The following is a 17,022-nucleotide window of genomic DNA, read 5'->3' on the forward strand; positions in this document are numbered from 1 at the left end:
TTTTAATTAAAATTGAGATTTTTTTTAGAAATATCTTATCATGGTGCATCATTTTATGGATGGCAAATACAAAAAAAAAATATTTCTGTACAAGAAACAATAGAAAACTGTTTAAGTTTTTTATTAAAAAAAAGTATAAAAATTATAGGAGCAGGAAGGACTGATACTGGTGTACATGCTATACAAATGTTTGCTCATTTTGAGTTTTATGAAAAAAAAATTCTATTATATAGAAATTTTCTATTTAAATTAAATTCTTTTTTACCTTTAAATATTAATATTATAAATATTTTTCCTGTAAAAAAACAAATTCATGCTCGTTTTACTGCTATAAGTAGAGTATATGAATATAGGATCTCTTTAGGTAAAAATACTTTTTATCTTGATAAAAGTTGGCAATGGTTATCAAAACAAAAAATAAAATTAAATACTTTAAATCAAGGTGCAAAAATACTTAAAAAATCTAAAGACTATACTAGTTTTTGTAAAAACAAATGTAATTATAAAACATATATATGTAATATATTTAATGCTAAATGGCATATAAAAAATAATATATTATATTTTAATATTGAAGCAAATAGATATTTAAGAAATATGGTAAGATCTATAGTAGGTACTTTAATTGAGTTAGGAATAGGAAAAATAACAATAAAAGATTTTATTAACATTTTATATGCTAAAGATAGAAATTTTGCAGGAATTTCTGCACCAGCAAAAGGTCTGTTTTTAACAAAAATTAATTATCCATTAAATATTTATTTATTTTAAGTTTTTTATTAATTTCTGAATATTTTTTTTTAAGTTTTTGATTACCATCACCAATTATAATTTCTTCATAAGAAGATTTTTTTAATCCAGTTCCTGCAGGAATTTTATTGCCTAATATAACATTTTCTTTTAATCCATTTAAATAATCTGTTTTATTACTTATAGCTGCCTCGTATAAAACTTTTGTAGTTTCTTGAAAAGACGCAGCAGAAAGAAAAGATTTAGTTTGTAAAGCAGCTTTAGTTATACCTTGAATTATTGGTTTAGATATAGCAGTAATTACATCTCTAAATAAGATTTGATTTTTATTTGAAAGTTTTAATAAATAATTTTCTTTTTTTAATTCATGAAAATTAACTAATTGACCTTTAAAAAATTTTTTAGAATCACCTGATTCTTCAATAAATTTCATGTTCAAAATTCTTTTATTTTCTTCTAAAAAGACATCTGTATATTCAATATTACCTTCTAAAAAAGAAGTATCTCCTGATTTTATAATTTCTACTTTTTGCGTCATTTGTCTTACTATAACTTCAAAATGTTTATCATTAATTTTTACACCTTGTGAACGATAGACTTCTTGTATTTCATTAATAAATTTTTTTTGAGCAGCTCTTAATCCTTTTATGTCTAAAATCTCATTTATATCTCCATCATCAGAAGAATCATCAGAAGAATCATAATAATAATCATCATCAGAAGAATTATTATCATTTGAAGAATAATGTGCATTTGAATGTGCATGTGCATTATAATGTGCATTATAATGTGCATGTGCATTATGTGAATTATAATCATTTGAATCATATTCATCATCATTTCTTGCTTCAAATAATTCGGATAAACGGGGTAATCCACCTGTTATATCTCCTGATTTTAAATCTTTTAGAGGTATTTTTATTAAAATACTTCCTTCATTTATAATGTCTCCATCATTTACTACTAAATGTGCACCTACAGGGATCTTGTAACTTTTTAATATTTCATTTTTTTTATTTACTATTTTTAAAGTAGGTGTTTTTCCTTCCGATATTACTTTTTCTTTAAAACCAGTTTGTTCGTCTTTTTCAAGATTTTCATATATTATTTTTCCTGTAAATTCTGCTATTATAACAGCATTATATGGATCCCAACTACAGATAATATCATTTTTTTTAACTAATTGTTTATTATAAACATATAATTTAGCTCCATATGGAATTTTTTTTTTCATTAAAATCACTTTCTCTTTATTATTATTTAATAATCTAATTTCAGATGATCTAGAAATCACTAGATTTTTAACTACTTGAATATCTTCATATTCTATTATTCCATCATATTTAGCTTTTATTTTTGAATATTCATATATATTACCAGCTGTACCTCCAACATGAAAAGTACGAAGTGTAAGTTGTGTACCTGGTTCACCAATTGATTGTGCAGCTATTACTCCTATTGCTTCTCCTTTTTGAATCATTAAACCGTTCGCAAGATTTCTTCCATAACATTTTATACAAATACCTGTTTTAGATTTACAGGTAAGAGGAGATCTTACTTCAATAGTATCTATTGAAGCCTTTTCTAGAAGATTAATATTTTTTTCATCTATCATTTGAGATGATTTTATTAAAACCTTATTATTAGTAGGATCATAAATATGATTTAGAGCTATACGACCTAAAACCCTGGATGATAATGTTTCTATTATTTTTTCTTTTTTTTTTACTGCAGATATTTTTATTCCTAGTAAAGTTTTACAATCATCTTCTTGTATAATTACATCTTGTGCTGAATCTACTAAACGTCTTGTTAAATATCCAGCATCTGCTGTTTTTAAAGCAGTATCAGCTAATCCTTTTCTTGCTCCATGAGTGGATATAAAATATTCCAATATAGATAATCCTTCTAAGAAATTAGATAAAATTGGATTTTCTATAATTTCTGCACCTAATGAACTAGTTTTTTGAGGTTTAGCCATAAGTCCTCTCATTCCAGATAATTGACGTATTTGCTCTTTTGAACTTCTAGCTCCAGAATCAAGCATCATATATACTGAATTAAATCCTTGTTTACTTTTTCGCATATAATTAATAACTTTTTCTGTTAAACTAACATTAGTATTAGTCCATATATCTATAATTTTATTATAACGTTCATTATTAGTTATTAATCCCATATTATAATCGTCTTTTACCAAAGAGACTTTTTCAATAGCTCTTTTTACAAGAGATTTTTTTTCTTTTGGAATACTTATATCATTTAAATTAAATGATAAACCTCCTTTAAAGGCATGATAATATCCTAAATCTTTGATTTTATCTAAAAATTTTGCTGTAGTAGGTATATTTGTTTTATATAAAATATAATTTATTATTTCTCTTAAAGATTGATTTGTTAATAATTTATTTATATAACCTACTTTTTGTGGAACCACTTTATTAAATAATACTCTACCTACTGTTGTTTTTATAATTTTTGATATTAATCCAATATTTTCTAATATTTTAACTTTTACTTTTATTATTGCATGAATTTCTACAACTTTATTATTATAAGCTATTTCAACTTCTTCAAGAGAAGAAAAACACATTCCTTCTCCTTTAATTTTACTTTCATAAGTAGATTTTAATTCTTTAGTCATATAATATAAACCTAAAACCATATCTTGTGATGGAACTGTAATAGGATATCCATTAGCAGGATTTAAAATATTTTGTGATGCTAACATTAATAATTTAGCTTCTAAAATTGCTTCATTTGATAATGGTAAATGGACTGCCATTTGATCTCCATCAAAATCAGCATTAAATGCCGAACAAACTAATGGATGTAATAGTATCGCTTTTCCTTCAATAAGTTTAGGTTGAAATGATTGAATTCCTAATCTATGAAGTGTGGGGGCTCTATTTAATAAGACAGGATGACCTCTTAAAAGATATTTTAATATATCCCAAATAATAGGATCTTTTTTAGATATCAGTTTTTTAGCTGATTTTACTGTTCTTACAATTTTTCTTTCAAGAAGTTTTCTAATAAGAAAAGGTTTATAAATTTCAGCTGCTATTTCTTTAGGTAATCCACATTCATGTAATTTTAATTTTGGACCTACTACTATTACTGATCTTGCTGAATAATCTACTCTTTTCCCTAAAAGGTTTTGTCTAAAACGACCTTGTTTTCCTTTCAATGAATCAGATAAAGATTTTAATGGTCTATTAGATTCTGATCTTACTGCTAAAATTTTTTTAGAATTATCCAAAAGGGAATCTACAGCTTCTTGTAACATTCTTTTTTCATTACGTAATATTATTTCAGGAGCTGAAATATGTATTAATCTTTTTAATCTATTATTACGAATTAATATTCTTCTATAAAAATCATTTAAATCAGAACTAGCATACCCTCCTCCAGCTAAAGGAACTAAAGGACGTAATTCTGGAGGAATAACAGGAAGAACTTTTAAAATAATAGATTCAATTTTGTTTCCTTTTTTTTTACCTTCTATAAAACATTCTACTACATTTAATCTTTTAAATAATTCAATTTTTCTTTGTTTTGATTCCTCATTTGTAATTTCTTTTTTTAAATCAGATAATAAAACTTCTAAATCAACACGTATTAATAATTCTTCTAAACATTCAGCTCCCATTTTAGCTATAAATTTGTTGGGGTCATTATCATATAAATATTTATTTCCTATTGGAATCTTATTTAAGATATATGTATATTCTTCTTCAGTTAAGAAATCTAATTTTTTTATAGATAAATTCTTATAACTATTAGCAATTCCTGGTTGAATTACTACATAACGTTCATAATAAATGATCAGATCAAGTTGTTGAGATGATAATCCTAAAATAGAACCGATTTTATTTGGAGTAGAAGTAGATCTAAATCCCCAGATATGTACTATAGGTACTACTAAATTAATATGCCCCATTCTGGTTCTACGAACTGTGTTTTTTGTTATTTCTACGCCACATCTATTACAGAATAATCCTTTTAAGTCTTTGTTTAATTTTCTTAAACGGATTATTTCTTTATAAAGTTTTTTTTTATATTTGCCACAAAAACATTCATAATCTTTTATTGGTCCAAAAATTTTCTCACAAAACAAACCATTTCTTTCAGGTTTATTAGTACGATAATTTATTGTTTCAGGTTTTCTTATTTCTCCATATGAATCTTTTAAAATATCTTCAGGGGAAGAAATCCTAAGACTAATTTTAGTAGTCATAAAATGACTAATTTTATATTGTTTTTTACTCATTTTATTAATAAAATTAATAACTTTCAATATTTGAATTTGATTCCTCAGATTCATTGGGTTTTTTATTTTCATTTGCTTAGTTTTCATTTGCTTAGTTTTTTTTTATTACTTAGTTTTATTACTTAGCTTTTCTTTAAGTTTTTTTAGTTTTATTTCTTTAACTTTTTTTTTATATTTTATTATATCCTTTTCCTTAATCTCTATTCTTACTTTGATTTTTTGATTTTTTTTTTCTTTTTTTTTTATTACTTCTAATTTAAGACTTAAACCTAATCCTTTTAATTCCTTTAACAATACATGAAATGATTCAGGTATTCCTGGATTGGGAATTGTTTCCCTTTTTACTATAGCTTCATAAGTTTTTGTACGGCCTTTTACATCATCAGATTTTACAGTAAGTATTTCACGTAAAATATTTGCTGCTCCAAAAGCTTCTAAAGCCCAAACTTCCATTTCACCCAATCTTTGTCCTCCAAATTTAGATTTTCCTCCTAAAGGTTGTTGAGTAATTAATGAATATGGACCAATTGATCTAGCATGCATTTTATCATCAACCATATGGTTTAATTTTAACATATAAATTACCCCTACTGTAACAGGTTGATAAAATTTTTCTCCTGTTTCTCCATCAAATAAATAAGTATTTCCAAAAAGAGGGAGATTAGCTATATCAGTATATTTTGATATTTCTTCTATAGAAGCTCCATCAAATATTGGTGTTGAAAAATTTATTCCCAGTTTTTCTCCTGCCCAACCTAAAATTGTTTCATAAATTTGGCCTAGATTCATACGGGAAGGGACACCTAATGGATTTAAAACTAAATCTACCGAAGTTCCATCTTCTAAATATGGCATATCCTCTTCTTTAACAATACGTGCTACAATTCCTTTATTTCCATGTCTTCCAGACATTTTATCACCTACTTTTAATTTCCTTTTTTTAGCAATCAAAACTTTAGCGATTTTAATAATCCCTGATGTCATTTCATCTCCTATTAATAATCTATTTTTTTTACGTTTTAACTTCATTTTTAATTCATTTATTTTTAAATAATAAAGTTTTATGATTTTAAATACTAAATTATTTTTATATTTATTATTTACCCAATTTTGATATATAATCTCTTTATTTTTTAATAATTTTTTTATATTTAATTTATTAAAAATTTTACCTTTTGGTATTATTTCTTTATAAGAAGAATTTAATATTCCTTCAGATACTGAACCTTCTAATACAAGAATTAGTTTATTAATTAATAATTTTCTTAATATTTTTAAATTTTGAATAAATTGATTATTTAATTCTTTTATCTTTAATTTTTTTATTTTAAATTGTTTTTGTTCATATTCTTTTGAATAAATTTTTGTATCTATTACTACTCCAAATAAAGAGGAATCAGCTTTTAAAGAAGTATTTTTAATAGTTCCTACTTTCTTTCCAAAAATTGCTTTTAAAAAGTTTTCTTCTGAAGAAGGATATCCTTCTTTTTTAGGAGTTATTCTTCCTATAAGTACATCTCCAGGTTTAACTTCAGACCCTATTTTGATAATTCCATCTTTATCTAATTTTTTTTTATTTTCATCATTAATATTCGGTATATCAAATGTGAATTCTTCCATTCCTAATTTAGTCTCACGTACTTCTAATGAATATTCATCTATATGAATTGATGTAAACCAATCCTCACGTACTACTTTTTCAGAAATTACTATAGCATCTTCAAAATTATATCCTCTGAAAGGCATAAAAGCAACTTTTATATTTCTACCTAATGCTAATTTTCCATTTTTAGTTGCAAATCCTTCACATAAAACTTGACCTTTAGTAACATACATTCCTTTTTTTACTATTGGTCTTATATTAATACAAGTATTTTGATTAGTTTTTCTAAATTTTATTAATTTATAAGTTTTTCTTCTCTTTTCAAAAGAAAGTAATTTTTCTTTTTCAGAATTAAAATATTTAACTTTAATATTATTTGCATCTACTGATTCAACTATACCATCTCCTTCTGCATATATTAATGCATTTACATATTGTGCTAAATGTTTTTCTAATCCAGTCTCCACTATAGGAGCTTTAGGATTTAATAAAGGTACAGCTTGACGCATCATATTTGATCCCATTAAGGCCCTATTGGCATCATCATGTTCAAGAAATGGAATTAAAGATGCTGATATAGATGCTATTTGATTAGTAGAAACATCTATATAATTTATTTTTTTATAATTAACCATAGGAAAATCAGCATTTACACGAACTATAATGTTATTTTTTAATACACCTGTTTTATAATTTAATATAGCATTAGCTTGTGTTATGAATTTACCATATTCTTGGTCACTACTAATATATATTGGTGCTTCATTTATAACTACTTTTCCTTTTTTAACTTTGAAATAAGGAGTTTCTATAAACCCCATAGAATTAATTCTTGCAAAAACACATAAAGAAGATATTAATCCAATATTCGGACCTTCTGGTGTTTCTATAGGACATAATCTACCATAATGAGAATAATTAACATCGCGTATTTCAAATCCAGCTCTTTCTCTTGACAAGCCCCCAGGACCTAAAGAAGATATTCTTCTTTTATGTGTCATTTCAGCTAATGGGTTAGTTTGATCCATAAATTGAGATAATTCATCGGTACCAAAAAAAGAATTAATAACAGATGTTAAAGTTTTTGAATTTATTAACTCTATAGGAGTTAAAGTTTCATTATCTTTTACATTAATTCTTTCTTTTATTATTCTTGATACTCTTGCTATTCCTATTGTATATTGTGTATATAATTGTTCTCCTACTGTTTTAACCCTACGATTAGCTAAATTATCTATATCATCTACTTCTTTTTTATTATTACATAATGCAATTAAATTTTCTATAATAGAAATTATGTCTTCTATATTTAGAATTTTATTCTTTAATGGAAAATCTAATTTCAGAGTTTTATTTAATCTATATCTTCCAACTTCACCTAAGTTAGTTTCAGAAAAAAAAAACTTATTTATAAATAATTTTGCTTTTTTATCATTTTTAGGAAATGAATCTTTTAATTCTTTATATATATATATATTAGCTTCTTTTTGAGAATTTGTAGGATCTTTTTTTAAAGTGTTATGGATTATTGAATAATAAAAATTATTTTCATTTTTTTTATATAAACTAATAACTTTTATCTTATAAGAAAGTATTATATCTATATGATATTTTTTTAATTTTATATCTCTTTCTAAGAGAATATCTACTTTTTCAGACGAAGTTTTAAATATTCTAGCTGCAAGAGTTCTTCCTAAGAAATTTTTATAATTTACTTTATTTATATTTACTTCTTCTGCTATATTAAATATATTTAATATATCAATATCCCTAGTATAACCTAATGCTCTAAGTAAAGTAGTTATCGGTAATCTTTTTTTTATATCTAAATAAATGTACATAACATTATTAATGTCTGTTGACAATTCTATCCAAGCTCCGATTAAGGGAATAATCCTTGCATAAGATATTTTTTTTAGATTTGGTATATCATATTGTCCAAAAAACACACCAGGAGATCTATGTAATTGAGAAACAATTACTCTCTCCGATCCATTAAAAATAAAAGACCCTGATGGCGTCATATACGGACATGTTCCAAAATACACATCTTGATATATTGTTTCAAAAAATTTTGTTCTTTTATTTTCTCTTGTTACTTTTCTTTTTCTTGTACGATATATTTTGAATCTTGCTCTTATATAGACATTATATGTTAATCCTCTTTTTAGACATTCTTCTATTGAATAAATAGGATCGTATATCTTATAAGATATAAAATCTATAATCAATTTATTTTTTGCATCTGAAATAGGAAAATATTCTATAAAAACTTTATAAAAACCTTTATTACTTATCTTTTTATAAGAAGAATTTATACAAAAAAAATTAGTAAAAGATTTGATTTGAATATCTAAAAAATCCGGAGATGAAATTTTATTTCTAACTGAAGCAAAATTTATAGTTTTTTCCTTAGGGAAAGGGAATTTAATAATTTTTATTATTTTTTTCACAATTAAAATAATTCAATTTCAGCACCTATTTCTTCAAATTTTTTCTTAAATAATTCTGCTTCTTCTTTATTTAGAGATTCTTTTATAGTTGTTGGAACAGAATCTACTAATTCTTTAGAATCTTTAAGTCCTCTTCCAGTAATTTCTTTTATTAATTTAACTACTGCTAGTTTTGAGGGGCCTGATGATTTAAGAATCACATTATATTTTCTATTTTCTTTTTTTTGTTCTTGATTTATAGAATCGGTTTCTGTTATCTTTTTGACAGAATTATCAGATTCTAATCCATAATCTTTTTTCAAAATAATTGTTAATTCATTAACTTCTGTCACAGTTAAATTTACTAATTCTTTTGCTAAATTTGCTATTTTAGCTGTATCTGTATTTTTGATCTCTTTTATTTCTTTCATGGTTTTTAAATTTTTTATAATATTAATTATATTTTTTTTTATTAAAAAAAAGATTTCTATTAATAGATCATTCTTTGATTTAAGATTGATTAAATCATTTAATGATCTATCCCCTAAATATAACTTATTTTCTATATAAGCTGCTTTTAAATATTCTTTCTTTAAAGAATATAATTTTTTAAAATTATTTATAATAATTGCTGTATTTGCTATATTTTTCTCTGTATTAGATGCCATTAAAGCAGTTTGTCCTTTTATCACTGTACTCAATTCTTTATAATTTGAATTCTGTATTGCTTTTTTAAATAATGTATTTTTTATAAATTTTAATTTTATATCTTTTTCATAACATTTTTTTCTAAAATCAGAAACTTTATCATAAGTTAACTCTGATAAATCAACTAAATAAATACAGTTGTTATTATTAATTATATTTATATAACTTGATATTAATTTATTTTTTTTCATAAATCTTGTGTATTTACTGATATACTTGGTCCCATAGTACTAGAAATATATATTCTTTTTATGAAAACACCTTCTGAAGTTGGCGGTTTTAATTTGTTTAAAACATTAATTAATTCTAAAATATTTTTTTTTATTTTTTCAAACCCAAATGAAACTTTACCAATTGCAGTATGTATTATACCATATTTATCCATTTTAAATTCTATTTTTCCAGACTTTATTTCTCTTATAGATCTATTTGGATTTTGAGTTACTGTTCCAGTTTTTGGATTAGGCATTAAACCTCTAGGACCTAATCTTTTTCCTAATTCCCCCAATTTTATCATTACTGATGGTATTGTTACTATAACATCAAATTTTAACCAACCATTTTTTATTTTATTTATATATTTATTTAATCCTATAAAATCTGCTCCTGAATTTTTTATTTCTTTTTCTCTTTCTTTAGGAATTAAAGCTAAAACACGAATATTCTTTCCAGAACCATATGGTAAATTTACTGTTCCACGTATAAATTGATTAGGAATTTTGGTATCAATACCTAGACATATTGCAATATCAACAGTAGAATCAAATTTTGTAATTATTTGTTGTGTTACTATTTTTGATGCTTCATTTAAGCTGTATATTTTTTTCATATTTCTAATATTTCAATACCCATTGATCTAGCTGTGCCAGCTACCATAGAAATAGCAGATTTTATATTAAAACAATTCATATCTATAATTTTATTTTTTGCAATACTCTCTATTTTAGCCAAAGTTATTTTTCCTACTTTAATTTTATTTGATTCTTTTGAACCTTTATCAATTTTACATAATTCTAATAATTGTTTAGATACTGGAGGTTCTTTTATTATAAAAGAAAAACTTTTATCATTATATATAGTTATAATAACTGGTAACAGTTTTCCTTTACTTTTTTGTGTACTAAAATTATATTGTTTACAAAAATCCATTATCTTTACACCAGCAGCTCCTAAAGCTGGTCCTATAGGAGGAGCTGGATTTGCTAGTCCACCTTTTATTTGTAATTTTATTATTTTTTTTATAGTTTTTAACATTGGTTTTTAAATATTTTTTTAATTATAAAAAATGATATCTTATCTAAAAATAAGATAATTATTGATAGTATTATACTAATTATTATTATATATATAATATCATATTTTATTTTATACATTTTATACAAATTCTAATATTAGCACGGGTGGTAAGAATCGAACTTACGACCTTTGGTTTTGGAGACCAATGCTCTAACCTTACTGAGCTACACCCGTAATATTTATTCAATTATTTTAATTACTTGTCCTGCTCCAACAGTACGTCCCCCTTCACGTAAAGCAAAACGTAATCCCTCACTTATTGCAACTGGTTGTAAAAGTTCTACGTCTACCGAAATATTATCTCCTGGCATTACAATTTCTATATTATTTAATAAATAAATAGTGCCTGTTACATCTGTAGTTCTTAAATAAAATTGAGGTTTATATTTATTATGAAATGGAGTATGACGTCCCCCTTCTTCTTTCTTAAGAATATATATTTGAGCATTAAATTTTTTATGAGGAGTTATATATCCAGGTTTTGATATTACCATTCCACGACGGATATCTTTTTTTTCTATTCCTCTTAATAATAAGCCTACATTATCTCCAGCTTGTCCTTTATCTAGAATTTTTCTAAACATTTCTACTCCTGTAACTATAGAATTAAGTTTATCTATTCCCATTCCTATTATATCTATAGAATCCCCTGTATTTATAGTACCTGTTTCAATACGTCCTGTGGCTACAGTTCCACGTCCTGTAATAGTAAACACATCTTCAATAGGCATTAAAAATGGTTTATCTATATCTCTTATAGGCTCTTTAATATAATTATCTACAGTCTTCATAAGTGTTTCAATTTGTTTTTCCCATTTTTTTTCTCCATTTAACGCTCCTAAAGCAGAACCTTGTATTATTGGTATATTTTCTCCATCATATTCATATTTTGATAATAATTCCCTTATTTCAATTTCTACTAATTCTAAGATTTCTTTATCATCCACTTGATCAACTTTATTCATAAATACCACTAAATTAGGTACTCCTACTTGACGAGCTAATAAAATATGTTCTCTTGTTTGTGGCATTGGTCCATCTGTTGCCGCAACTACTAAAATTGCTCCATCCATTTGAGCTGCACCTGTAACCATATTTTTTACATAATCAGCATGTCCAGGACAATCAACATGTGCGTAATGGCGAATTTCAGTTTGATATTCTACATGTGAAGTATTTATTGTAATCCCTCTTTCCTTTTCTTCAGGAGCATTATCAATTGAACTAAATTCTTTTGCTACTGCAAGTCCTTTTTTAGCTAAAACTTTTGTTATTGAAGCAGTTAAAGTTGTTTTTCCGTGATCTACATGACCTATTGTACCTATATTTAAATGAGGTTTCTCACGTATAAATATTTCTTTTGCCATATTTTTTTAAATTATATAATTTATAGAGCCAATGACGGGATTTGAACCCGTGACCTCTTTCTTACCAAGAAAGAACTCTACCAACTGAGCTACATCGGCTTACTTGAGCGTAAAACGGGATTGTGACCTCTTTAACCAACTGAGCGGAAAACGGGATTTGAACCCGCGACAATCAACTTGGAAGGCTGATACTCTACCAACTGAGCTATTTCCGCATTTATTGTGGGAAGAGTAGGATTCGAACCTACGAAGGTAAAAACCAACAGATTTACAGTCTGTTCTCGTTAACCACTTGAGTATCTTCCCCCATATTTAACGGGAGCCGATGAAGGGATTCGAACCCCCGACCTCGAGATTACAAATCACGTGCTATAACCTACTAAGCTACATCGGCTTACACAATAAATATACATATATTAAAAAAAAACTAGAACGGAAAGCAAGATTTCAATGAGTTGGTCCTCCATTATGAAAAAATCAATTGCTTCACAAATGGATAATCTGGAGATAAAGATTGCGTTAGATATAAATTGTCATAAAAAGACATAGACGTAAAATTATACCGAATAGTAATAAGACCCTATTATTAGAATATGTTTTTTAAGAAAATTTACTTTATTAAAAATATAAAATAATATATATGTAATATAATATTAAAATAAAATTAATAAAATTATATAATAAATGTCTTATAAGAAGAGAGGATGGGTAATGATATTTGTTAGGAACAAATGTAGGGTAGCCTTTCTTATTTTTTCAATCTTTTAAGTAAAGAACAATTGGAAGTATTTTTTTAATAAATTAAATATATAGAAAGATTAAATTAAATTTTTTAATACATAAAACTTAATTTTATTAAGAATGATTAATAATCCGTTAGATCTTAATGGTGATAAAACAAAATTTAAACCAATTTTTTTAATAAAAGGATAATAATTATAATTTAATACATCTTTAGTATGTGAATTAGAGAATATACGTGTTATTAAAAATAATAAACCTCTTGGAATTAAAGCTTCAGTATATGCTTTAATAATTAATTTATTATTTTTATGATTTAATTTGAACCAAATTTTAGATTGACAATTATTTATTAGATATTTATCAATAAGATATTTTTTCTTTAATAAAGGTAGAAGTTTACCTATTTTTATTAAAAAAAAAGATTTTTCTTCTAAAGATTCTAAAACCAAAAATTTTGTAATTATTTTTTTTTCTTTTTTTAATAAAAAATTCATTCTTTCTTTATTAAAGGATATTTCAATTCATTAAATAACCAATTTTCATCTCTATAGGCTAATTATTACGAAGATTTCGTTTATTTCTTTTTTGAAAGTTAGAATTAACAGAAATAATGTCTTTTTAATAATTTTTATTTTAAAAAAAAATATATTAAATTATATTATTAATAATATATTAATTTTTAAAAGTGAAAAACAAAGTAATAAAAAAAGTAAATTTTTTGAAAAAGGTATTAATTTTGGAGGTTTAAACAAATAACAATTAAGAGTTTGATCCTTGCTCAGGATAAACGCTAGCTGAGGGCTTAACACATGCAAGTCGAGGGGCAGCAAAAAGAATATTAACTTATGTCTTTTTGGCGACCGGCAAACGGGTGAGTAATACATACGTAACTTTCATTATGCTGAGGGATAGCCTGAGGAAACTTGGATTAATACCTCATAATACAATTTTTTCTAAAGAAAGATTGTTAAAGTTTTATTATGGCATAAAATAGGCGTATGTCCAATTAGTTAGTTGGTAAGGTAATGGCTTACCAAGACTATGATTGGTAGGGGGCCTGAGAGGGGCGTTCCCCCACATTGGTACTGAGACACGGACCAAACTTCTACGGGAGGCAGCAGTGAGGAATATTGGTCAATGGAGGAAACTCTGAACCAGCCACTCAGCGTGCAGGATGAAAGCCTTATTGGTTGTAAACTGCTTTTGTATATGAATAAAAAATTCTAATTATAGAAATAATTGAAGGTAATATACGAATAAGTATCGGCAAACTCTGTGCCAGCAGCAGCGGTAATACAGAGGATACAAGCGTTATCCGGATTTATTGGGTTTAAAGGGTGCGTAGGCGGTTTTTTAAGTCAGTAGTGAAATCTTAAAGCTTAACTTTAAAATTGCTATTGATACTGAGAAACTAGAGTTAGTTTGGAGTAGCTGGAATGTGTGGTGTAGCGGTGAAATGCGTAGATATCACACAGAACACCAATAGCGAAAGCAAGTTACTAAGCCTACACTGACGCTGAGTGCACGAAAGCTTGGGGAGCAAACAGGATTAGATACCCTGGTAGTCCATGCTGTAAACGATGATCACTAACTATTGGGTTTTGTACGTTGTAATTCAGTGGTGAAGCGAAAGTGTTAAGTGATCCACCTGAGGAGTACGACCGCAAGGTTGAAACTCAAAGGAATTGACGGGGGCCTGCACAAGCGGTGGAGCATGTGGTTTAATTCGATAATACACGAGGAACCTTACCAAGACTTAAATGTACTACGAATAAATTGGAAACAATTTAGTCTAACGACGGAGTACAAGGTGCTGCATGGTTGTCGTCAGCTCGTGCTGTGAGGTGTAAGGTTAAGTCCTTAAACGAGCGCAACCCTTATTATTAGTTGCCATCGAGTAGTGTCGGGGACTCTAATAAGACTGCCGGCGCAAGCCGAGAGGAAGGTGGGGACGACGTCAAATCATCACGGCCCTTACGTCTTGGGCCACACACGTGCTACAATGGTCAGTACAAAAGGGAGCGACTGGGTGACCAGGAGCAAATCGATAAAACTGATCTAAGTTCGGATTGGAGTCTGAAACTCGACTCTATGAAGCTGGAATCGCTAGTAATCGCATATCAGCTATGTTGCGGTGAATATGTTCCCGGGCCTTGTACACACCGCCCGTCAAGCCATGGAAGTTGGAAGTACCTAAAGTTGGTGTCCGTAAAAGGAGCTTACTAAGGTAAGGCTAATAACTGGGGCTAAGTCGTAACAAGGTAGCCGTATCGGAAGGTGTGGCTGGAACATTTCTGTTTTTAGATTAAAATACCTTTTTTAAAAAAAGTTAAATGCTTAAAATGTATTGTTAAATGCTTAAAATGTATTGTTAAATGCTTGTTAAATTATGTATGTAAAGATTGAGGCTTTTAAAGTCTCGTAGCTCAGTTGGTTAGAGCGCTACACTGATAATGTAGAGGTCTGCGGTTCAAATCCACACGAGACTACTTATCTGTTAGTAGGGGGATTAGCTCAGTTGGGAAGAGTATCTGTTTTGCAATCAGAAGGTCATCGGTTCGAACCCGATATCCTCCACTTATAAAAAAAAAGTATAATTTTACGTAATAAGCAAATAAGAGTATATGGTGGATGCCTTGGCTCTGAGAGACGATGAAGGACGTTTGAACTGCGATAAGTTGCAGATAATAAATTTATTTGCGAATTTCCGAATGGGGGAACTTGCTGAATATTTATATTCATTTTCATTAATTTTGAAGGTAACCTGTAGAACTGAAACATCTAAGTAACCAGAGGAAAAAAAAACAAAAGTGATTCTGTTAGTAGCGGCGAGCGAAACCAGAAGAGCCCAAACTATTAATAGTGTTGTAGGACTAATAGATTGATTATTTTATTAAAAAATAGAATATTTTGGAAAAAATATCCATAGAAGGTTATAGGCCTGTCTATTAATTATAATAGAGAACATATTAGGATCCTGAGTAAAACGGAACACGTGAAATTCTGTTTGAATCTGCCGGGACCATCTGGCAAGGCTAAATACTTCTCAGAGACCGATAGTGAACTAGTACCGTGAGGGAAAGGTGAAAAGAACTTCTAATAGAAGAGTGAAATAGATCCTGAAACCATACACTTACAAGCAGTCGGAGCTTAAAAAAGTAACGACGTGCCTTTTGCATAATGAACCTACGAGTTAATTTTATTGGCAAGGTTAAATAATGAAGTTATGTAGCCGTAGCGAAAGCAAGTATTAAATATGCGATAGTCGGTAGAATTAGACGCGAATCCGGGTGATCTACCTATGGACAGGTTGAAGCTATGGTAACACATAGTGGAGGACCGAACTGGTAAACGTTGAAAAGTTTTCGGATGATCTGTGGGTAGGAGTGAAAGGCTAATCAAACTCGGAGATAGCTCGTACTCCCCGAAATGCATTTGGGTGCAGCATTGTGTTAAAATATTATAGAGGTAGAGCTACTGATTGGATGAGGGGACTTCATCGTCTACCAATTCTTGACAAACTCCGAATGCTGTAATATGTTTCACAGTAGTGAGGGCATGGGTGCTAAGATCCATATCCGAGAGGGGAACAACCCAGACCAACAGCTAAGGCCCCAAAGTATATACTAAGTTGAATAAACGTAGTTCATTGACGTAGATAGCTAGGATGTTAGCCTGGAAGCAGCTATTCATTTAAAGAGTGCGTAACAGCTCACTAGTTTAGTGATTGAGCATGGATAATAATCGGGCATAAGTATATAGCCGAAGCTATGGGATAAAACAAATCGGTAGGGGAGCATTGTAAGAACATAGAAGCTATATTGCTAAATATAGTGGAGTGATTACAAA

At 27.6% G+C, this 17,022-nt stretch carries 10 protein-coding genes, 7 tRNA genes, 2 rRNA genes and 1 pseudogene (1 of these 20 cut by a window edge); 6 read left to right on the forward strand and 14 right to left on the reverse strand.

The window, feature by feature from the left end; translation table 11 throughout:
• Positions 1-12 precede the first annotated feature (12 nt).
• A complete protein-coding gene (truA, locus tag CA211_RS00245) occupies positions 13-771 on the forward strand; it encodes a tRNA pseudouridine(38-40) synthase TruA (protein ID WP_094248500.1) in 759 nt (252 codons plus the stop codon).
• Here truA and rpoC read toward each other — a convergent pair.
• The 14 genes and pseudogenes from rpoC to CA211_RS00305 all read right to left on the reverse strand — a co-directional run bounded on the left by rpoC (position 740) and on the right by CA211_RS00305 (position 13,667).
• Complete coding sequence (rpoC, locus tag CA211_RS00250; RefSeq protein ID WP_094248501.1) at positions 740-5,023, reverse strand: DNA-directed RNA polymerase subunit beta'; 4,284 nt, start codon at positions 5,021-5,023, stop codon at positions 740-742. The genes truA and rpoC overlap by 32 nt on opposite strands.
• A gap of 105 nt (positions 5,024-5,128) precedes the next feature.
• Complete coding sequence (gene rpoB / locus CA211_RS00255) at positions 5,129-9,079, reverse strand: DNA-directed RNA polymerase subunit beta (protein ID WP_094248502.1); 3,951 nt, start codon at positions 9,077-9,079, stop codon at positions 5,129-5,131.
• Between the two features lie 2 nt (positions 9,080-9,081).
• A complete protein-coding gene (rplL, locus tag CA211_RS01255) occupies positions 9,082-9,489 on the reverse strand; it encodes a 50S ribosomal protein L7/L12 (RefSeq protein WP_192940299.1) in 408 nt (135 codons plus the stop codon).
• 54 nt (positions 9,490-9,543) lie between these two features.
• Positions 9,544-9,957: pseudogene (gene rplJ / locus CA211_RS01260) on the reverse strand (50S ribosomal protein L10); the annotation flags it as partial.
• A complete protein-coding gene (gene rplA, locus CA211_RS00265) occupies positions 9,954-10,595 on the reverse strand; it encodes a 50S ribosomal protein L1 (protein WP_094248504.1) in 642 nt (213 codons plus the stop codon). The pseudogene rplJ and the gene rplA, both read right to left, overlap by 4 nt.
• Complete coding sequence (gene rplK / locus CA211_RS00270; protein WP_094248505.1) at positions 10,592-11,020, reverse strand: 50S ribosomal protein L11; 429 nt, start codon at positions 11,018-11,020, stop codon at positions 10,592-10,594. The genes rplA and rplK overlap by 4 nt, the downstream gene beginning before the upstream one ends.
• Positions 11,014-11,139, reverse strand: coding sequence for a hypothetical protein (locus CA211_RS01250; protein WP_262482316.1), 126 nt, complete (start codon positions 11,137-11,139; stop codon positions 11,014-11,016). The genes rplK and CA211_RS01250 overlap by 7 nt, the downstream gene beginning before the upstream one ends.
• 22 nt (positions 11,140-11,161) lie before the next feature.
• Positions 11,162-11,236, reverse strand: a tRNA-Trp gene (locus CA211_RS00275).
• A 5-nt stretch (positions 11,237-11,241) separates the two neighbouring features.
• Complete coding sequence (gene tuf, locus CA211_RS00280) at positions 11,242-12,429, reverse strand: elongation factor Tu (RefSeq protein ID WP_094248506.1); 1,188 nt, start codon at positions 12,427-12,429, stop codon at positions 11,242-11,244.
• A gap of 26 nt (positions 12,430-12,455) precedes the next feature.
• Positions 12,456-12,528 (reverse strand) — tRNA-Thr (locus CA211_RS00285).
• A gap of 43 nt (positions 12,529-12,571) precedes the next feature.
• Positions 12,572-12,644, reverse strand: a tRNA-Gly gene (locus CA211_RS00290).
• An 8-nt stretch (positions 12,645-12,652) separates the two neighbouring features.
• Positions 12,653-12,735: transfer RNA gene (locus CA211_RS00295), tRNA-Tyr, on the reverse strand.
• A gap of 14 nt (positions 12,736-12,749) precedes the next feature.
• A tRNA-Thr gene (locus CA211_RS00300) sits at positions 12,750-12,823 on the reverse strand.
• A gap of 424 nt (positions 12,824-13,247) precedes the next feature.
• Complete coding sequence (locus tag CA211_RS00305; RefSeq protein ID WP_094248507.1) at positions 13,248-13,667, reverse strand: SufE family protein; 420 nt, start codon at positions 13,665-13,667, stop codon at positions 13,248-13,250.
• Positions 13,668-13,758: 91 nt separating this feature from the next.
• Between CA211_RS00305 and CA211_RS01225 the strand changes: the two genes are divergently transcribed.
• The 5 genes from CA211_RS01225 to CA211_RS00325 all read left to right on the forward strand — a co-directional run.
• Positions 13,759-13,929 (forward strand): hypothetical protein, encoded by a 171-nt coding sequence (locus CA211_RS01225; protein ID WP_192940297.1) that lies wholly within the window; start codon positions 13,759-13,761, stop codon positions 13,927-13,929.
• Positions 13,929-15,472 (forward strand): 16S ribosomal RNA (locus CA211_RS00310). The genes CA211_RS01225 and CA211_RS00310 overlap by 1 nt, the downstream gene beginning before the upstream one ends.
• 116 nt (positions 15,473-15,588) lie before the next feature.
• A tRNA-Ile gene (locus CA211_RS00315) sits at positions 15,589-15,662 on the forward strand.
• 14 nt (positions 15,663-15,676) lie between these two features.
• A tRNA-Ala gene (locus tag CA211_RS00320) sits at positions 15,677-15,750 on the forward strand.
• Positions 15,751-15,777: 27 nt separating this feature from the next.
• Positions 15,778-17,022, forward strand: a 23S ribosomal RNA gene (locus CA211_RS00325) (it continues 1,625 nt past the right edge of the window).
• Together the 16S and 23S rRNA genes with 2 tRNA genes alongside form the textbook arrangement of a ribosomal RNA operon.

The organism is Candidatus Karelsulcia muelleri, assembly GCF_002243425.1.
Classification (GTDB): Bacteria; Bacteroidota; Bacteroidia; order Flavobacteriales; family Blattabacteriaceae; genus Karelsulcia; species Karelsulcia muelleri_E.